Genomic DNA, 19,835 nt, shown 5'->3' on the forward strand with positions numbered 1-19,835 from the left:
GCGGGGCCGGCTGGACATGCTTGCAGCTCATCGACTCCGCACCGGGCACGGCGACGCGCGAGCGCGCGAGGTCCGTGCCTGCGATCGACGGCGCATCTCGTGGTCGGCGCCACGCATTTCCTGTCGGCCACCGTCGCGAACCCGCATGTGACCTGCATCTCCGCCACGTTGGGCGCGAACTGAAACATCGCCGACCAAGATCGGGGGCGGCGGAGCCGGGGCAAAGCAGGCCCGGTCTGCTAGGTTTGCTCGAGTTACGCATGCGTCGATGTATGGGAGTTCCGCGATGAAGTTTGCCGTTCCCGGTGTGGCCAGCGCTGCCGGTGGCGCCCTGATCGGATTGGCCGCGGTCCTGGTCATCACGATGGCGGCCTCGCAGGACACGCGCCCGGAGATCGAAAACGGCGGCGACCCGTCCTCGTCGCTGCTCAACAACGTTGAGTACGGCGCCCGCTGACCGGCCGACCTCAGATCCAACAGCCGCGACCGGTCCGGCCGAGGACCGGTCGCCGAATACTGAACCGCTGGGCCGCCGCTGGCTGCTCGGCACCTTTCTCGCCGCGTTCCTGCTGACCTTTCTGCAGGCCCCCGGCCGCACGGTCGCCGACACCAAGTACGACCTCGCGCAGAATCCCCTCGGCTTTCTCGAACGCGCCTCCCACCTGTGGAGCAGCCAGGCCCCGATGGGGCAGGTGCAGAATCAGGCCTACGGCTACTTCTTCCCGCACGGCGCGTTCTTCTCACTCGGGCACATCCTGGGCCTGCCCGCCTGGGTCACCCAGCGCATCTGGTGGGCACTACTGCTGCTCGCCGGATTCTGGGGCATCATTCGCCTCTGCGAAATCCTGGGTATCGGCAGCCGCGGCTCCCGCATCATCGCCGCCACGGCATTCGCGCTCTCGCCCCGCGTACTGACCACCCTCGGCTCCATCTCCTCCGAGACGCTGCCGATGATGCTCGCCCCCTGGGTGCTGCTGGCCCCGGCCGCGCTGGGGGTCGCGCTGCGCAAGCGCGCGAACACCGACGATTCCGAGAGCACCGCCGAATCGAGACCGGCGGACTCCGAGCCGGATTCCACACCGGACGAGCCCGCGCCTTCCCACTGGCGCGGCGCCGCGACCCCCGCCGGCAGCGCCCTCGCCCTGGCTCTCATGGGATCGGTCAACGCCGTCGCCACCGCCGCGGCCTTTCTGCCCGCGGCCCTGTTCTGGATGTCCTACCGCCCGGATCGAGCCTGGTGGCGCTTCACCCGGGCCTGGATTCCGCTGCTGGTCCTGGCCACTTTCTGGTGGGTCGTCCCGCTGCTGCTGCTCGGCCGGGTCAGCCCGCCGTTCCTGGACTACATCGAATCCTCGGGCGTGACCACGCAGTGGGCCTCCCTCGGCGAAGTACTGCGCGGCACCGACAGCTGGACCCCGTTCGTCTCCCCCGAGCGCATCGCGGGCGCGGTGCTGGTGACCCAGCCCGCCGCGGTGCTGGCCACCGGCATGCTGGCGGCGGCGGGCATCGCCGGACTGGCCATGCGCTCCATGCCGATTCGCGGCCGGCTCACGCTGGTGCTGTGCGTCGGACTCGTCGGCATCTGCGCCGGTTACGCCGGCGCGCTGGGCGGGCCGTTCGCCGAACAGGTGCGGTTGTTCCTGGACTCCGGCGGCGCGCCGCTGCGCAACGTGCACAAGCTCGAACCGCTCATCCGGTTGCCGCTGGTGCTCGGCCTGGCCCACCTGCTGAGCCGGGTGCCGCTGCCCGCCTCGGTACCGATGCCGGTGTGGCGCAAGGCCTTCGCCCACCCCGAACGCAATCGCATGGTGGCGGTCGGCGCGCTCGTGCTGACCGCGCTCACGCTGTCCACCTCGCTGGCCTGGACCGGCAAGCTCGCGCCCAGCGGCGCCTACGAGGACGTGCCCGGGTACTGGAAGCAGACGGCACAGTGGCTGTCCGACAACGCTTCCGACACCCGCGCGCTCATCGTGCCCGGTGCGCCCTTCGGCTCCCAGGTCTGGGGCCTGACCCGCGACGAACCGTTGCAGGCCCTGGCCGACACCCCGTGGGCGGTGCGCGACGCGGTGCCGCTCAATCCGCCCGGCGCCATTCGCGCCATGGATTCGGTGCAGCGCCTGTTCGCCGACGGCCGGTCCTCCGCGGGCCTGGCCGCGACCCTGGCCGCGCAGGGCATCGGAATTTTGGTGCTGCGCAACGACCTCGACCCCGAGACCTCGCGCTCGACCCGGCCCGTACTCGCGCATCAGACCATCGACGGCTCACCGGGCCTGCGCAAGGTCGCCGAATTCGGCGAGCCCGCGGAAACCCGATACATCGAGGGACTGGTGGCGGACGAGGATCTGCGGCCCGGCTACCCGCCCGTCGAGATCTACCGGGTGGACCCGCGACCCGTCGGCGACCCCGCCGACCTGCGGGCCGGCACCGGCGCACCGGACTCGTTCCCCGGCGCGTACCTGACCGGGCTGGACGGCGTGCCGGTCGTACAGGGCGGACCCGAAGCGCTCGAACGCCTGCGGCGCGACCCGAACAGACCCGCCGGACCCGTCCTGCTCGCGGCCGACGCCGCCCGCGCCGGACTGCCCGTGGACGCGGTCACGATCACCGACACACCCATGGACCGGGAAACCGACTTCGGCCGGGTCGACAACCACAACTCCGCGGTGCGCGCGCCCGGCGACGCCCGCCGCACCTACAACCTCGCGCCCGACTACGCCGTGCCCGGCGCGGAACTCGTGCGCGGTGAATGGTCCGGGGCCACCGTCACGGTGTCCAGCTCCGCCGGGGACGCCACCCAGCTCGGCGGGGCCGCGCCCGGCAGTTCCACCGCCGCGGTCGTGGACGGGGATCCCGCGACGGCGTGGATCAGCAACGGCACCGAACACGCACTGGGACAGTGGCTTCGACTGGACCTGGAGCAGCCCATCACCTCGCCGGTACTGCGCCTGACCACCAGTGCGGCGGCCATCGGCAGTCCGGTGAAATGGCTGGAGGTCGCCACCGCGAAGGGCACCGTCGCCGCCCGCATCACCGAACCCGGTGCGCCGGTGTCGGTTTCCCTGCCGCCGGGCCGCACCGAGTGGATCAAGATCAGCGCCAAGAGCACCGAGAACGGCACCGCCGGCGGTCAATTCGGCATCAGCGAACTCTCGCTCTTCGACTACGCCGACCGCGAAAATCCAGCCCGAGTCGACATCCGGCACCGCGTCGTCCTGCCCGCCACCACGCCCGGCGCCGAGGTGCGGGGCTGGGCGCTGGGCCAGGAATTCCCCGGCCGCAGCGCCTGTTTCGAGTCCCCGGACCGGGTCCGGTGCAGTAAGGCGCTCGCGCTGTCGGCCGAGGAACCCGGCCTGTTCGAACGCACCCTGACCGTGCCCGAACCCCTCGCCGTCACCCCCGATCTACTGGTCCGCGCCCGGCCCGGCCCGGATCTCGACCGGCTGCTGACGGACCCGAATCGGCCCTTCGCGCACGGCCAGGCCGACACCGGCGACCCGCGCGGCTCCGCCGTCGCCGCCACCGACGGCGACCCGCGCACCAGCTGGACCGCGCCCGAGACCACCGTGCGGACCCCGACCGGCGCGAAGCCCACGATCACGATCGACCTGCCCGAACCCGCGCTGGTGACCGGCCTGGAGCTGACGCCCTCGCGCGGGGACCTGCCCGCGCACGCCACCTCGGTCTCGGTGAATCTCGGTGCGGGACCGCAGGTTCGGGAGGTCGATCCCGAGTCCGGCGCGACCTCGCGCATCGAGCTCCACCCGCAGGTCACCGACCGCATCGAGCTGAGCATCCAGACCTGGGACGCGGTGCTGGACCGCACCGCGCTGGGTTTCGCCCAGGAGCAGCCGCCCGGCATCGCCGAGATCACCGTGCTCGGACCGGAGTACCCGGCCGCACCGGCCCCCGATCAGCTTCTCACCATCGACTGCGCGAACGGTCCGACCCTGGCCGCCGCCGGTCGCACCCTGCACACGACGGTGACCGGCACCGCCGCCCAGTTCCGTTCCGGCACGCCGCTTCCCGCCCGCGTCTGCACCGCCGACGAGGTCGCCGCCGCCCGGGCGAACAGCGACACGCCACCGGCCGACCCGGCGGCCGGACCCGAGGAATCCGAGGGTGCGCCCGGCGCGGATAGCGGGGCCGACGGCGGCTCCGGGCTGAACAACGCCAATGACGGCGGCCGGGCCTCCTTCGCCGACGAGACCCCCGTCGACGACTCCACCGGCGGCCGCAGCCTGGGCCTCATGGCCGGTCGTGTCGATGTAACCGTCGCTCCGACAGCGCTGTTCACCGTCGACGAGCTGCGCCTGCACCGCGTCGAGCCGGACGCTGCCGCGAACCCGGGCGACGCCGTCCCCGCGGCTGACCCCAGGACTGTCGACGCCGGCCCTGCGGTCCGGGCCCCCGCCGGAACGCGGCTCCTGGTCCTGCCGCTGAGCACCAATGTCGGCTGGCAGGCGGTGACCGCCGACGGCCGCACCCTCGAACCGCTGGTCGTCGACGGCTGGCAGCAGGCGTGGCTGGTGCCGCCCGGCACGAACGGCCCGATCACGGTCTCCTTCCCCGCCGACCGCTGGTACCGCCTCGCCATCTTCGGCGGGCTCCTGCTGCTGATTCCCCTGGTGGTACTGGCCTTCCGCGCCGCCCGCACCCCTGCTCGCGACGACGGCCCGGCCCCGCGCACCTGGCACAGCCGCACCGTGAGCGCGATCGCCCTCGCCGCGGGCGCCGGCCTGATCGCCGGGCCGACCGGAATCGTGCTCACCGCACTGGGTCTCGCGGCCTATCAGTTCCGCCCGCTGGTGACCGCCCGGGCGCTCGCCCCGATAGCCGGTGTGGCAACGGCGGTTTCCGCCGCCGCCCTCTCCACCGGCCCGTGGCGTTCGCCCGCCGGATATATGGGCGACTCCCTCTGGACGCAGTTCCCCGCCGTGGTGGCGATCGTCGCGGTCGGCCTCGCCGCGCTGCCGCGCCGCGAACCCTGACTCCGGGGCGGCCGCAGCCGCTCGCCCGAGCTGAACGGCACGCGGCACACCGGAATTCACCGATGATCACGAACGAGGCGTCGAACGCCTGCGGCGACGTCCCGGGAATCACCAGGAACCGCACAGGGGTTCGGAAGCACGCCTGCTCTCGATCGGTTCGGACGCGGGGGGAAAGGAGATCAGCCTCGGCAGCGTCCCGCGGAATCCCCCACAACGGCTACGAGGTTCGGCTGCGCGCCTGTCCTCGATCGGTTCGCACGCGGGCGGGAAAGGAGATCAGCCTCGGCAGCGTCCCGCGGAATCCCCCACAACGGCTACGAGGTTCGGCTATGCGCCTGTCCTCGATCGGTCGCACGCGGTGGCGGGGATCGGCCTCGGCGGCGTCCCTAGGAATCGCCCGGAACGGCACCGGGGTCAGCGCGCCCGTCACCGGCACGGAGGGGCGGGGACGAATCAGCCGACATGGCAGCGGGGATCGGTGTCCGCAGCCGTCCCAAGGCATCCCACGCAGCGGCACCGGAGTTCGGCTGCGCACCTGTCCTCGATCGGTTCGCACGCGGCGGCAACGGGGATCGGCTCGGCAACGTCCCGAGGAATTGCCCGAAACGGCACCCGGTTCAGCGCGCCCGGGAGCGGCACGGAGGCGCGGGGACCGATCAGCCGACGTGGCGGCGGGTCCAGCGGCGTACCGGATCTTCGATCAGGGCGTAGCTGGCCGCGGCCAGGGGGAGGGTGAAGGCGATCGTCATCAGGTAGACCAGCACGAAAGATCCACGGAACGGGACGATTCCGAAGACCGGGAAGACGATCGCCAGCACGGCCAGGTGCCAGATGAAGATGCCGTAGGACCAGCGGCCCAGGGTCGCCGCGACACTGCCGGTCAGCCAGCGGTGCGGTTGCTCCGGCCGCAGCACCAGGGGCGCGAGCAGGGTGAATCCGATGATCGCGCCCAGCGCCATCTTCATCGCGTACTGCCAGGGCTGGCCGTGGGTGAGTCCGGGCGGACCGGCGAGCGGGGTCGTGGCCAGCAGGAACGCCGTCAGCGACAGCGGCCACATGATGCGCAGATCGCCCGCGTACCGCCGCCAGCGCGGCGCCTCGGCGTCGGCGAGTTCGGCCAGCAGCATGCCCGCGCCGAACCACGGCAGGTAGGCGGGCAGCCAGTTGTCGGCGTTGATGGCCTCGGGGGTGGGCACGGGCAGCAGGTTCCAGCCCAGGAACAGCACCGAGACGCCGATCACGACCGGGACCCGCCAGCGAGCGCGGTTGCCGCGCAACCGGATCAGCGCCCAGGCCAGCAGCGGCAGCACCGCGTAGAAAGCGACTTCCACCGCGAGACTCCACATTTGGGTGAGTCCGTCGGTGAGCGTGTACGGCACATAGACCTGTGCGAAGAAGAGATTCGCCAGCCACACCCGAAGTCCCGCGGTGTGAGCGGCATTCGGCAGCAGAATCAGCGCCGCGCACACCGCCACCCAGTAGGCGGGCAGGATGCGGGCCGCGCGATGCAGGAGATAACGCCCCGCCGCGGGGGCCCGCCCGAGTCCGCGCGCCGCGGCCGCGTGCGGCCGCCACAGCAGAAATCCCGAGAGCGCGAAGAAGATGGCGACGGCCATGTCGAAGCGTTCCCACACCCGGCCGATGAAAGGCTGCGCGGTGGCGCCGGTTTGGAACGCGACGTGGGTGAGGACCACCCCGAGCGCGGCGAGCGCGCGCATACCTTCCAGCGCCGGAACGAAGACGTTCGGCCGCCGGATCGAGCGCGCGTCGAGCGTGCCGGCGGCCGTGGAATTCGGATCGGCGGACGCGGTCGCGGTCGGTTCGGCGGTGGCACTCTCCCCGCTGACGGCGGCATCCGAGCCGACCGGTTGTACCGGTTCGGAGGGCGGGCGCAGGGTCGTGGTCATCGCGGTCCAGTGTGCCCTGTGCCCTCGGAGTGTGAGCACCCCGCGTTTGACTTATGGGCGTTTCGCGGAGTTTTCCTGCCTCGGCGAGACCCTGAACGGTCCTGAGCTGTTAGTGTCGGGGCTCACGAGTGCTGCGCGGCGACCGCAGTGCTCATCGGAACGACCTGTTCGACGACGAGGAGAAGTTGCATGGCACTGAGTGCCGGGACCAGACGGACGGTGGCCTGCCTGCTCGTGGGGCTGGGTGCTTTGTTGCTCGTCGCCGCGATCATGATCCCCACCTACACGGTCAGCAAGGTGGCCAAGACGCCACTCGACCTGCAGATCACCACGGTCGCGACCAACCTGGCCGGAACCAAGAGCGAGGTCCTCGACGCCAAGTCGCTGACCGGACCGGGTTCGGCCAAGGTAGACAGCAATGTGCCGCTGTTCTCGCAGCGATTCCTCACCATCGAGGATCCTGCGGACGCCGAGCGTCTCACCATCCAGGCCGGTCAGACCCTGCGCCGTACCGACAAGCAGGGCGACACCGGCCTGCTGACGGCCTCGATCGACCGCGTCACCGTCGACCGTAAGAACGGCATGCCGGTCGACGAGGTCGACGGCGGCCCCAACGGCTCGATCGGCGTGACCGTCGACAAGCAGGGTCAGAGCGTGATGGACCCGGTCCAGCACACCGGTCTGCAGTACCGCTTCCCGATCGGCACCGAGAAGAAGGCGTACCCGTACTTCGACGTCAATGTGCGTAAGACGTACGACATCAACTTCATCGAAGAGACCGAGATCAACAGCATGAAGGTGTACCACTTTCAGCAGACGGTCCCGGTAACCGATCTCTCGACCGTCGCCAACTCCCCCACCAACAAGCTGGCCCTGCCGGCCGAGAAGTGGGGCGTCGAAGGCGGCGAGACCCCGGTGACCATGATTCGCTGGTACACCAACACCCGCGACCTGTGGGTGGAGCCGCAGACCGGCACCGTCATCAAGGGCGGCGAGCAGGTGCACCAGTTCTACTCGCGCACCGCGGACAAGACCGAGGTCAACGTTCTCGAAGCGACCCTGATGTTCGACGAGAACACCGTCGAATCGCAGATCGCGGTGGCCAAGGAGAACATCGACAAGCTGTCGCTGTACGGCCGCACCATCCCGATCGTGCTCGGCGTGCTCGGCGCGCTGTCGCTGATCGCGGGCATCGTGCTCGGCGTGCTGGGTGGCTCGAACAGCGGCCCGGCCGCGCGTCGCGCCGCTCCGGCTCCCGCCGGTGGCCCGGCTCCGGGACGGGGCAACTTCGACGCCCCGACCGAGCAGATCGACATCAACAAGACACAGCAGATCGACATCAACAAGAAGCCCTAGGCTTCGACCTGCTTCGCAGCGGCCCCGCACCGATTCGGTGCGGGGCCGCTGTGCGTTTGCCGTCGGGTCGACGCGGTTGTCGGAGCGACGCGATCGGGGGTGCGTGAACGGTCGCGGCGGGCCGGCCGGAGACCGCCGAATACCGGTGAGCGCGGATCGAATTCGAGCACCTCCGCGGCGCCGAGTAAGAGCATTAGGCTATCAATCACAGGGGTGGGGGTGCGGCGGGGTGGGCTCGCGCGGCGGGTGGGAGCATTGCGGCGTGTCCGTTGTACGCCGTCTGCCAGTAGTCGCGGACCTCACGTTGGTGACGGCCGGGGCCATGACGGCGAACGTCGCCGGATATCTGTTGCAACTGCTCGCCAGCCGCTGGCTCGGGGTCGCGGGATACAGCCCGTTCGCGAGTCTGCTCGCGGTGCAGATGCTGTGCGCGGTGCCCGCGCTGGCACTGCAGAACGTGGTGGCCCGCGAAGTCGTCCGGGGCGCGTCCGTCGCGGCCGCGCGCGAGCTGGCACTGCGCTGCGCGGGGATTGTCGCGCTGATCGCGGTGCCGCTGGTGCCGATCGTGAGCGTGAGCCTGAAGGTGAACTGGGTGGCCGCGGCCGCCGCGCTGTGCACCGTGCCGGTGCTGGTGCTGCTCTCCGGGGAGCAGGGGATCCTGCAAGGCGCCAGCCGCTTCCGCGACCTCGCGATCGTGCTGGGCGGGGCGAGTGTCATCCGGACGACCCCGGCGCTGATCGTGCTCGCGAGTGGGGGCGGCATCGGGCCGACGCTGTGGGCCGCGATGGCGGGGGCGCTGGTCGCCGCGCTACTGGCACGGCGCGTCGTCGACTCGGGCGCGGACGGTGCCGCGGGCCGTGCCGTCGACTCCGCCGCGGGCATGGCGGCGGTGCTGCCGGTGTTCCGGGCCGCGCAGGTGCAGGCGGCGCTGATGGCGCTCTCGTCCGCGGATCTGCTGATCTCGCGCATGGTGCTCAGCGACGAGGATGCCGGGCGGTACGCGCTGGGCGCTATTGCCGCCAAGATCGCGTTCTGGCTGCCGCAGGCGGTCGGGGTGGTGCTCTACCCCAAAATGGCGCAACCGCAGCATTCCGCGCGCGCTGTGCGCTCGGCGCTGACCGTGCTCACCGCGGTCGGTGCGGTCGCGGTGCTCGGCGCGGCGCTGGCCGCACCGCTCGCGCCGCTGTTCGCCGGGCAGGACTACGCGCCCGTGCAGGGACTGCTGTGGCTGTTCGCGCTGCAGGGCGCGCTGCTCGCCGTGCTGCAGGGCGCGTTGCTGTCCGCCATCGCCGCGGATCGCACCGCCTCGGCGGCCATCACCTGGCTCGGGCTCGCCGTGGGCGTCGTGGTCATGCGCACCTGCGCGCATTCGGTGACCAGCCTGATCGCGATCGCGGCCGGCACCGCCGCGCTCACCACCCTCGTCATCACGGTGCTGGCGCTGCGCACCGTGCGTGAACCGGCCGCCGAAGCGGGCGTCCCGGGCGCGAGCGCGGGCTCGGCATAGGGTGCCGGTGTGAGCGCCCAGCACCCCCGGCGAACCGGCCCGATCACCGCCGCCTACAGCCTCGCCCTCACCCTGCTCGTGCTCGGCCCGCTGCTCGGCCCCGGCTATCTCCTGCTCCGTGACGCGGTGAGCACGCCCCGCTCCTACCTGACCGACTCGGCCCTGGGTTTGGGCGACGCGGCTCCCCGCGCGGTGCCCCAGGACGCCCTGCTGGCGGTGCTGTCGACCGTCGTCGACGGCGGCCTGCTGGTGAAAGCCATTCTGGTGGCCGCGATCTGGTCCGCCGGCTGGGGCGCGGCCGCCCTGACCCGCACCCTGCTCGGAGCCACCCTCGGCCCCCAGCTCGTGGCCGTGACCCTCGTCATCTGGAACCCCTACGTGGCCGAGCGCCTGCTCCAAGGTCACTGGAGTCTGCTCACCGGCTACGCGGCCCTGCCCTGGATCGCGGTGCTGGCCACCCGATTACGAGCGACCACGGGCGACGCCGCCGATTCTTCCCCGCGCGCTCGGATCGGCCCGCTGCGAAAGGCTCACGCCGCCGACCCCGAGTACCCGGCGACGCCCACGACAGATACCCCAGCCTCAGCGAGCGCGGATCGAACCGCCAATTCGGCAGGCGCGAATCCAATTCCCGATTCAGCGGACGCGGCTCGCACCGCCGATTCAGCGGACGGGACCGGTTCCACCGCCGATGCGGGACAGCGCGGTTCCGCGACGGGCAGCGAAACCCGCTCCGGAGCAGCGCGATCCGTTCCGAGCCGGCCGGGTGCCTGGGTGCCGTGGGCGGCCGTCGGCGGCTGGCTCGCCGTCGCGGGCCTGACCCCCACCGGATCCATCATGGCCGGGGTGCTCGCCCTGCTCCTGGTCGGCCGCCGCAATCTTCTTCCGGCGGCGGCGCTCTGGCTGGCTTCCGCCGCCCCCTGGCTGGTGGCGACCGCCCTCTCCGGCGCGGGATCGTCCCCCTCCGACCCCGCCGGGGTGGCGGCCTTCGCCGCCCGAGCCGAACCCTTCCTCGGAACCCTCGGCAGCCTCGCGGGCCTCGGCGGGATCTGGAATTCGACCGCCGTCCCCGACACCCGCACAACCTTTTTCGCCCTGATCGGCACCGCGATCCTGCTCGCCCTGGTTACCACCGGCGTCCGATCCGTGCTCGCCACAACGGAACCCGAGACCGCGACGAACCCCGCGACCACAACGCGCACTGCCGATGCGGATCGCAATCACCGCGGGCCGGGCACTCCCGCTCCGGCCGACTCGAACCCGCCGGGTGCGGTCGCGACCGCGGTCGACAGCACGGCTTCCGCAGTCCACACCCGCCGCACCGTCGTCGCGGTGGCGGTGGCCGCGATCGTGCTCCCCGCCCTCGGGGCGACCAGCTGGGGCCTGGCCGCAGGCGAGTTCTTCGTCGAACATGTCCCCGGCGCGGGCCTCCTGCGCGACACCCAGAAATACGTGGCCCTCGCCGTCCCCGCCTTCGCCCTCTGCGCCGCCGCGGGCACCCGCGCACTGGCCGCCCGCATATCCGCCGCTCGGTCGCGGCGCGATGCGATCCGAACCTCGGAGCTCGAGGATTCCGCCCGTAATAGGGAAATCGGCTGGGTGGCGGGGGTTTTCGTGGTGCTGATCTTCGCTTCGCTGCCGGATATGGCGTGGGGGGTCGGGGGTGCTTTGCGGCCGGTGACCTATCCGGTGGGGTGGGAGCGCGTGGCGGGGGACGTGGGTGGGGAGGGGGACGTGGCGGTGTTGCCGGGGGGCATGTTCCGGAAGTTCCGGTATTCCGGGAAAGCGCCGGTGTTGGATCCCGCGCCGCGGATGTTGCCTCGGGACGTGTTGCAGACCGGGGAGTTGCCGGTCGCGGGGGCCACCGTGTCCGGGGAGGGGGCTCGGGCGGGGGAGGTCGAGCGGGTGCTGCTCGCCGGTGGGTCCGCGGGGCGGCTGGCGGATCTCGGGGTGGGGTGGGTGCTGGTCGAGCGGGGGACGCCGGGGCCGATGGGGGAATCGAAAACTACGCTGGGCCAGCTGGATTCCGTGTACGCCGACCGGGATGTGGAGCTGTATCGAGTGCCGGGGAGCATCGCCGATCATGATGCTTCCCCGGGATCCCGGCGTGGCGCCGGAGCGGCCCACCTGGTGTGGGGTGCGCTGCTGCTCGCCGGAATCGCGGCCGCGGCGGCATCGGCCCGCGATGTGCGCCGAGCGAGATCGGTTGCCCCGCAGTCGATTCACCCCGGCTGACCGGCACATCACGAGGCTGCCGAACACCTACCGCGCGGCCGTTCGAGGACGTCGAGCCGGCTGCCGCGCGACCGAATACCCGGGCGAGAACGGCGGATCCGGGACTGTATCTGCCACTTGGGCAACCGATTCCATCCGAATGCCACCGGGCTGACTTCATTCGGCGATCGGGCAGGCCCAGTCCATCCGCGTCCGACCAGGCCGAATCAGGCCGGGGTGACGGGGGATCCGGCCACCAGGCCGGAGACCCGGGCGCCGCGGGACACGGCCGAGAGCACCTCGTAGACGCCGTTTCCGGTTTGCTCCCAGGAGAATTCGCGGGCGCGGGCGCGGGCCTTCTCGCCCAGAACCGTTCTGGCCTCGTGATCGTCGAGGAGGTCGCCGACCGCGAGGGTGAGGTGGGCGGCATCGTCGACCAGCATCCCGGTCACGCCGTCCACGATGGAGTCGGTCAGGCCGCGGGAGCTGCGGTAGCCGACGGTGGGAACGCCGTGCTGGGCGGCCTCGATGACCGCCAGGCCCCAGCCCTCCTTGCGCGAGGGCAGCACGTGCACCCAGGCGCGGGACAGCAGTTCGTGCTTGCGGTCCTCCTCCACGTGCCCGTGGAAGGTCACCGCGTCGGCGATGCCCAGCTCGTCGGCGTGGACGCGCAGGTTGTCGGCCCACCAGCCGCCGCCGATCACGTCCAGGCGCAGGTCCGGAATCCGATGCCGGAGCCCGGCGACCGCCGCCATCGCGTCCTCGATCTGCTTGTGCGGCACCAGCCGCGACAGCACCACGATGCTGGGATGCGCGGTGCGGGTGGCGTCGTCCCCGGCCGGAACCATCGCGGGCACGGGTTCGGCGCCGTTGCGCACGACGGCGATGCGCGCGCTCTCCACCCCGAGCGCGGTCAGTTCCTCCGCCGACGGCAGCGACACCGTCAGGTACTGGTTCTCCCGGTGCACGCGCGGCGACAGCCGGGATTCGATCCACCAGCCGATCCGGCCGACCAGCTTGCCCGCGACCGGCCACTGCTCGCGATGCCCGTGATGCACCAGCACCACGGTCGGAGCGGCCGCCGCGGCCCGCGCGAAGAAGGGGATCCCGTTCTGGGTGTCGATCACCGCGTCCGGCCGGATGCCGCGCAGCGGCCCGACCCCGAGCCGGCCCAGCGCGATGGCCGCCAGCGCCCGCGGGTACACCGTGAACCGCCCGCCGCCGCGACTGATGTCGATGCCGTCCACCCGCTCGGAACGCGCGGCCCCGGGATAACCGGCGGTCCGCAGGGTGACCTTCACACCCCGGGCCGCCAATTGCGCCCCGACCTGTTCCAAATAGCGCTCACTGCCCCCGCCCTGCGGATGCCCGGTGTCGCGCCAGCAGAGCAGCAGCACTTCACGCACGGGCAGATCTCCAAAGTCATGGCGAAAGGATGATGAACAACGGGCTCCACCATATAGCGCGAGCGCCCTCCGCAAGCCACGAGTGGTCACCTGACCTGCCAACGGACGCGGTTTTCCGCCGGACCGCTCACCCGGAATACGCCCGCGACTGTGCGATGAGGGCGGTGAGCGCCGATTCGGCATTGCCATCGAATTCTCACGAATTCGGTTCGCCGTTCCGCGCCGGATCCGGATTTCTCGCGTCGGCGCCCCGGATCGAGCCGGCCCGCTCGTCACTGCCGGGCGAACCCATACCCCCCGGTAAGCGGGAGGTAGCGGGGCGACCCCGGCCGCGGTTGTGCGAGACTGCTGGCCGTGCTTCGAGCTGAGCAGACCGGATTCCGGCGGGGTGGGCGGCGGCCGCGATTCGCCGGCCGGGCGACCCTGCGCCGTTCGTTGCGGCTGCTGGGGAGTTTCCGATTCGAACAGACCGATCCGGCGCTGTTCTACGGCGGCGTGGCCACCGATACCGCCGAACTGGTGAGCGATTTCTACCGGGATCTGACCGGGCATTCGCTGCGCGGGGCGGTGGTGCTGGACGTGGGCGGCGGTCCCGGCTATTTCGCGGACGAGTTCGGGCGCGCCGGAGCGCGGTATCTGCCGGTCGAACCGGATCCCTCGGAGATGCACGCCGCGGGTTTGCGGGTGGCGGGCGCGGTACGCGGTTCGGGGATGGCGCTGCCATTCCGCGATGACGCCGTCGATGTCTGCATTTCCTCGAATGTGGCCGAACATGTACCACAGCCGTGGACGATGGCCGAGGAAATGCTGCGCGTCATCAAGCCCGGTGGGCTGATGATCTTTTCGTACACCATCTGGTGGGGCCCGTTCGGCGGCCACGAAACCGGCCCGTGGCATTACCTGGGCGGTGAGTTCGCGGCGCGTAGATATCTGCGCAAACAGGGCCGGGAACCGAAGAATCGCTTCGGAAAGTCCCTGTTCGCCGTCGGCGCGGGCGAAGGGATGCGGTGGGCGCACCGCACGCCGGACGATGTCGAAGTGCTCGCGGTGTTCCCGCGGTATCACCCGAAATGGGCCTGGTGGCTGGTGCACGTCCCGGTGGTGCGGGAGCTGCTGGTGAGCAATCTGGTGGTGGTGGCCACCAAGCGTGCGAGCGCCGAGACCGTGCAAACCGGGAAAACCGCACGGAGCGAGCGGGATTCACCGTTCCAATCGGCCACGACGCCAGATTCTGCGTAGCCCGCCGTGCCCGTCGGGTTCGCCCCAGGGTGACTCCTGGGTTGCGAGCCCGATCGTCTCCATCGCCGTCAGCCCGACTTGTCCGGCCAGAGCATGCACCGCGGCAACCGCTTCCGCCGCCTGCAACGCGGCGGTGGCCTGCTCGGTGGTGAGCGTTCTCCCCGGCAGAAATGACACCACCCAGCCGCCCACGCCAACGCTTTTCGCCTGATGAGGTGTGAGATCGCTGGTCATCAGCGAACGATCGACCACTTGCACCGCCATGACTCGAATCTCCCCTGCACGGTAATGATTCATGTATCGAGCGAGCTATCCAAGATAGCTATAAAGCATGCTCGTTACCGGTACAGAATGCAATAGTGCGTTCCGCGAAAAGCGAACCGGCAGGTAGGGTTTCGGAAAATCGAGTCGCTGGAAGGTTGCTTCAGGGATGCGGAAGCGGTTGAGGTGCCGCCGTTTCGGAAGTTTTAGAGGTCCGCTTCGATCAAGCGCAGCGCCGGCTGACCGCGCCGTTCCGAGCGCAAGGGGGCGGCGACGACCTCGACCTGCCAGCCGGGCGGCAGCACCTTCTGCAGCTGGTTCGCAGCCCGCTGCATCGGCGTACTGGTCGACAGCGGAGCGAGGTCCGCTAACTCCGGGAGAATCAGAGGGGTGATATCCACATCGGTCATGCCATTCGCCTGCCTTTCGCGTAACGAACCAGTCGCCTGCCGCGGACTGGAAAAGCTAGGAACGGAGACAGCTTCCAAAGTAGCAAAAGCTAATTTATAGCAACCGACCAGATCGACGTCGGCCCGAAAGTCATGCGAAGCATAAGTCACCCGCGGGCGAACCGAATTGCGAACCCGCGTTCCCGGCCGGAACGCGTCGGATCGAATTGAATACCGAGAAGTCGACTTTCAGAATCGTCCCGGTCACCGGGACCCCGGGCCCGGAGTCCGGCCCATGCCCCGGACAACCCCCGGGGCAAAACTGTAACGTGTTCTCATGGAGTACCCGAGCCTGTTCATCGGCGGACGCTGGACCGCGCCCGCCGGCACCGAGACCGTCCAGGTCGTCTCACCCGCCACCCTGGAAACCGTCGGCAGCGTGCCCAACCCCACCCGCGCCGACGTCGACGCCGCGGTCACCGCCGCCCGGCACGCCTTCGACCACGGCCCCTGGCCCAGCACCCCGCCCGAGGAGCGCGCCGAACTGCTCGCCCGGGTCTCGGCCCTGCTCGACCAGAAGGCCGGTGAGATCACCGCGGCGCTGTCGGCCGAGACCGGCGCGCCGCCCATGTCGGCGAGCACGCTCAACAACTTCCCCGCCAAGGCCACGCTCGACTTCTACGCCGGGCTGGGCAAGGCGTTCCCGTGGACCGAGTCCCGCACCGGCATGTTCGGCACCACCCAGGTCTCCCGCGAGCCGATCGGCGTCGTCGCGGCAATCATCGCCTGGAACGTGCCGCTGTTCCTCGCCGTGAACAAGCTCGCACCCGCCCTGCTCGCCGGGTGCACCGTCGTCCTCAAGCCCGCCCCGCTCACCCCGCTCACCGCGAATCTGCTCGCCGACATCTTCGCCGAGGCCGGACTGCCCGAGGGCGTGCTCTCGGTGCTGCCCGCCGACGCCGAGGTCTCGGAATACCTCATCTCGCACCCCGCCGTGGACAAGGTGACCTTCACGGGCAGCTCCGCGGTCGGCCGCAAGATCGCGGCCATCGCGGGCGGTCAGCTCAAGCGCTGTTCCCTCGAGCTCGGCGGGAAGTCAGCGGCAATCCTGTTGCCCGACATGGACATCACCGCGATGCCGCAGCTGGCCTTCGCCGGCCTGATGAACAGCGGCCAGGCCTGCGTGGCCCAGACCCGCATCCTGGCCCCGCGCAGCCGCTACGACGAAATCCTGGACGCCCTGGTCGAATCCGCGCGGATGTTCCCGCTCGGCCTGCCCACCGATCCGGCGGCCCAGCTCGGCCCGCTGATCTCCGAGGCGCAGCGCGGGCGCGTGGAGGGCTTCATCGCCAAGGGCAAAGACGAAGGCGCGCGCCTGGTTTCGGGCGGCGGCCGCCCCACCGACCTGCCCGGCTGGTACGTGGAACCGACGATCTTCGCGGACGTCGAGAACACCATGACCATCGCCCAGCAGGAGATCTTCGGCCCGGTGCTCTCGGTGCTCCCCTACGACACCGAGGACGAGGCGATCGCGATCGCCAACGACTCCGACTACGGCCTCGCCGGCTCGGTGTGGACCACCGACATCGACCACGGCCTCGCCGTCGCCGCCCAGGTCCGCACCGGCACCTACGGCATCAACTGGTACGCCTTCGACCCCTGCTCCCCCTTCGGCGGCTACAAGACCTCCGGGATCGGCCGCGAGAACGGCCCCGAGGGCCTGGACGCCTACTGCGAACAGAAGTCGGTCCTGATGCCGATGGGCTACACCCCCTAGCCCCGGCCCTCGCCCGCGAGCACCGAACCACGAAGCCGTCCATCGCGACTCACGATGGACGGCTTCGCCGTGCCCGGCCGAGCCGGTTCGGATCCATCGGACACGGCACGCCGGCCCTGCCACCGTCGGCCCGTCGACCACGCGACGCCACCCGGACAGCCGACAGCGTCCAGTGCCGCGTGTCCGCCTTCGCGGGATGTCCTGGCCCGAACAATTTCGACCCGCCGCCCAGCACACGCCACGAGTGTCCGGACACCTACTGCGAACGGAATTCGGTCCTGATGCTCGTTGCTACACGGCCCAGGCGGGCCGGGCCGAACAGCCAATTCGCCACCGCCACCCTCGATGGGAGGTGGGGTCGTGTCCGACCGATGAGTGGTGTCTGCTGTTACCCGCGCGGCGGAAGCGTCGAGTATTCCCAGCAGTGACTCGGCCCCGCCGGACTCGACAGCCCACGCGGGCGATGGCGCCGCCCGGAAGACTGCGCCACGATATGACTCCCACATGAAACGGCCCCGGCGGCACCGTATTCGGTGCCGCCGGGGCTGTAGTCAGTTGTGGGCGCGGAGCTCGCGCCAACGTCTCAGAACGTGCGCTGCGGGTCGTCGATCGCCGAGGCGACAACTGATCTCGCAACGGTCGGGGTAACTCCGGGGGCACGCCCAGAATCGGTTCGGCACCCAACCGTCGCCCGCATGCATGGCGGGCGACGGATCTCAGCCGGGCGCTGAATATTCGGGGAGGCGGGGGAGCTCAGCCCAGGCGCTGCTTCAGGGCCTCGAACTCGTCGCGCACGCCCGAGGGCAGCTTGTCGCCGACGAACTCGAACCACTCCTCGATCATCGGGAGCTCGCGCTTCCACTCCTCGGCGTTCACCACGAGCGCCTCGTCGACGTCGGCCGCGTTCACGTCCAGACCCTCCAGCAGGAGGTTGGAGGCGTGCGGCACGGTGCCGATCGGGGTGGCCTCGCCCTGGGCGGTGCCCTCGATGCGGCCGACGATCCACTCCAGCACGCGGGAGTTCTCGCCGAATCCGGGCCACAGGAAGCGGCCGTCGCCGCCGCGGCGGAACCAGTTGACGTAGAAGATCTTCGGCAGCTTCTCCGCGTCGGCGTTCTTGCCCAGGTTCACCCAGTGGTTCATGTAGTCGCCCACGTGGTAGCCCAGGAAAGGCAGCATGGCCATCGGGTCGCGGCGCACGGTGCCGACCTTGCCCTCGGCGGCGGCGGTCTGCTCCGAGGACATCGTGGCGCCCATGAACACGCCGTGCTGCCAGTCGAAGGACTCGGTCACCAGCGGGACGGTGGTCTTGCGGCGACCGCCGAACAGGATCGCCGAGATCGGCACGCCCTGCGGGTCGTCCCATTCGGGAGCCAGGGTCGGGCACTGCGACATCGGGGTGCAGTAGCGCGAGTTCGGGTGCGCGGCAAGCGTCTCGGACTCCCGCTCGTACCAGTCGTTGCCCTTCCAGTCGATGAGGTGATCGGGCTGGCCCTCGAGGCCCTCCCACCACACATCGCCGTCATCGGTGAGCGCCACGTTGGTGTAGACCGTGTTGCCCGCGTCGATGGTGGCCATCGCGTTCGGGTTGGAGGAGTGGTTGGTGCCCGGCGCGACGCCGAAGAAACCGAACTCCGGATTGACCGCGTACAGGCGGCCGTCCGCGCCGAAACGCATCCACGCGATGTCGTCGCCGAGGGTCTCGGCGCGCCAGCCCGGGATGGTCGGCTGGATCATCGCGAGGTTGGTCTTGCCACAGGCCGACGGGAAGGCGGCGGCCACGTAGTAGTTCTTGTTCTCGGGCGAGATGAGCTTGAGGATGAGCATGTGCTCGGCCAGCCAGCCCTCGTCGTGCGCCATGGCCGAGGCGATGCGCAGCGAGTAGCACTTCTTGCCCAGCAGCGCGTTGCCGCCGTAACCCGAACCGTAGGACCAGATCTCGCGGTCCTCGGGGAAGTGGGTGATGTACTTGGTGTCGTTGCACGGCCACGGCACGTCGGCCTGGCCCTCGGCCAGCGGGGCGCCCAGCGAGTGCAGCGCCTTCACGTACGGGCGGTCGGTGCCGAGCTTGTCCAGCGCGGCGGAGCCGGCGCGGGTCATCACGCGCATGGAGACCACGACGTACTCGGAGTCGGTGAGCTCGACGCCCAGCTTCGGGTCGTCGGCGCCCAGCGGGCCCATGCAGAAGGGCACCACGTACATGGTGCGGCCCTTCATGGAACCGCGGTACAGCTCGGTCATGGTGGCGCGCATCTCGGCCGGGTCGACCCAGTTGTTGGTCGGGCCCGCGTCGGACTCGTTGCGCGAACAGATGTAGGTGCGAGATTCGACGCGCGCGACGTCGGAGGGATCGGAGAGGGCCAGGTACGAGTTCGGCTTCTTCTGCTCGTTCAGCTTCTTGAACGTGCCGGCCGCGACGAGCTGCTCGGAGAGCCGCACCGCCTCTTCCTCGGAGCCGTCCACCCAGACCACGCGATCGGGCTGGGTGAGTTCTGCGACCTCCTGTACCCAGGCAAGCAGTTCCTTGTGCTCGGTGGGCGCGGTGCCATCGTGAAGACCAGGAATGGTCGCTGAGGTCATGAAACAACTCTCCTGAGATAGGGGGCCCGGGGTGCTCGCGACACCGAGTGCCACCAATTGCGGCAAGGCGGCCACCACGACTTGCCGATAGCCGTCCCGGCTGGACGGCGTACAAGGACCAAGCGGACGCCCAGGTTCCTGCCATAGAGGTTAACGCCATATATCCCGGCGTATGGAATCGGGTTGTCCAGTCGGTACCGGGTCGAAACCT

General features: G+C 70.3%; 12 protein-coding genes. 7 read left to right on the top strand and 5 right to left on the bottom strand.

What is annotated here, in order from left to right; genetic code table 11:
* The first annotated feature begins 286 nt into the window (after positions 1–286).
* Together ACFVBH_RS31705 and ACFVBH_RS31710 are read left to right on the top strand one after the other, a co-directional pair.
* A complete protein-coding gene (locus ACFVBH_RS31705) occupies positions 287–457 on the top strand; it encodes a DUF2613 domain-containing protein (protein ID WP_354990904.1) in 171 nt (56 codons plus the stop codon).
* A complete protein-coding gene (locus ACFVBH_RS31710) occupies positions 438–4,988 on the top strand; it encodes an alpha-(1->3)-arabinofuranosyltransferase family protein (RefSeq protein ID WP_379007308.1) in 4,551 nt (1,516 codons plus the stop codon). The genes ACFVBH_RS31705 and ACFVBH_RS31710 overlap by 20 nt, the downstream gene beginning before the upstream one ends.
* Positions 4,989–5,644: 656 nt before the next feature.
* On the opposite strand, the gene ACFVBH_RS31715 is transcribed toward ACFVBH_RS31710, so the two are convergent.
* Positions 5,645–6,895: an acyltransferase family protein gene (locus ACFVBH_RS31715; protein WP_379007310.1), complete on the bottom strand. Its 1,251-nt coding sequence runs from the start codon at positions 6,893–6,895 to the stop codon at positions 5,645–5,647.
* Between the two features lie 189 nt (positions 6,896–7,084).
* On the opposite strand from ACFVBH_RS31715, the gene ACFVBH_RS31720 reads away from it, so the two are divergent.
* From ACFVBH_RS31720 to ACFVBH_RS31730, 3 genes are all read left to right on the top strand, one after another.
* The gene (locus ACFVBH_RS31720; RefSeq protein WP_354990903.1) at positions 7,085–8,251 is read left to right on the top strand and encodes a DUF3068 domain-containing protein; all 1,167 of its coding nucleotides are present in this window, start codon (positions 7,085–7,087) and stop codon (positions 8,249–8,251) included.
* Between the two features lie 322 nt (positions 8,252–8,573).
* Positions 8,574–9,758 carry a polysaccharide biosynthesis protein gene (locus ACFVBH_RS31725; protein ID WP_379007828.1) on the top strand — a complete coding sequence of 395 codons (1,185 nt, stop codon included), beginning with the start codon at positions 8,574–8,576 and terminating at the stop codon, positions 9,756–9,758.
* A gap of 9 nt (positions 9,759–9,767) precedes the next feature.
* Positions 9,768–11,993, top strand: a complete 2,226-nt coding sequence (locus ACFVBH_RS31730) for a hypothetical protein (protein ID WP_379007313.1) — start codon at positions 9,768–9,770, stop codon at positions 11,991–11,993.
* A 206-nt stretch (positions 11,994–12,199) separates the two neighbouring features.
* On the opposite strand, the gene ACFVBH_RS31735 is transcribed toward ACFVBH_RS31730, so the two are convergent.
* The gene (locus tag ACFVBH_RS31735) at positions 12,200–13,378 is read right to left on the bottom strand and encodes a glycosyltransferase family 4 protein (RefSeq protein ID WP_379007316.1); all 1,179 of its coding nucleotides are present in this window, start codon (positions 13,376–13,378) and stop codon (positions 12,200–12,202) included.
* A gap of 354 nt (positions 13,379–13,732) precedes the next feature.
* Between ACFVBH_RS31735 and ACFVBH_RS31740 the strand changes: the two genes are divergently transcribed.
* Positions 13,733–14,617, top strand: coding sequence for a methyltransferase domain-containing protein (locus ACFVBH_RS31740; RefSeq protein ID WP_379007318.1), 885 nt, complete (start codon positions 13,733–13,735; stop codon positions 14,615–14,617).
* Here the strand turns inward: ACFVBH_RS31740 and ACFVBH_RS31745 are convergent.
* Together ACFVBH_RS31745 and ACFVBH_RS31750 are read right to left on the bottom strand one after the other, a co-directional pair.
* Entirely contained in the window at positions 14,579–14,881 is a 303-nt protein-coding gene (locus ACFVBH_RS31745) for a hypothetical protein (RefSeq protein ID WP_354990900.1), read from the bottom strand. The two genes, ACFVBH_RS31740 and ACFVBH_RS31745, sit on opposite strands and share 39 nt — an antisense overlap.
* A 203-nt stretch (positions 14,882–15,084) precedes the next feature.
* Positions 15,085–15,288, bottom strand: coding sequence for a hypothetical protein (locus tag ACFVBH_RS31750; RefSeq protein WP_379007320.1), 204 nt, complete (start codon positions 15,286–15,288; stop codon positions 15,085–15,087).
* A 316-nt stretch (positions 15,289–15,604) separates the two neighbouring features.
* Between ACFVBH_RS31750 and ACFVBH_RS31755 the strand changes: the two genes are divergently transcribed.
* The gene (locus ACFVBH_RS31755) at positions 15,605–17,044 is read left to right on the top strand and encodes an aldehyde dehydrogenase (RefSeq protein ID WP_379007322.1); all 1,440 of its coding nucleotides are present in this window, start codon (positions 15,605–15,607) and stop codon (positions 17,042–17,044) included.
* 753 nt (positions 17,045–17,797) lie between these two features.
* Here the strand turns inward: ACFVBH_RS31755 and ACFVBH_RS31760 are convergent.
* The gene (locus ACFVBH_RS31760; protein WP_354989883.1) at positions 17,798–19,624 is read right to left on the bottom strand and encodes a phosphoenolpyruvate carboxykinase (GTP); all 1,827 of its coding nucleotides are present in this window, start codon (positions 19,622–19,624) and stop codon (positions 17,798–17,800) included.
* Between the last annotated feature and the right edge of the window lie 211 nt (positions 19,625–19,835).

Source organism: Nocardia sp. NPDC057668 (assembly GCF_042799795.1).
GTDB lineage: Bacteria > Actinomycetota > Actinomycetes > Mycobacteriales > Mycobacteriaceae > Nocardia.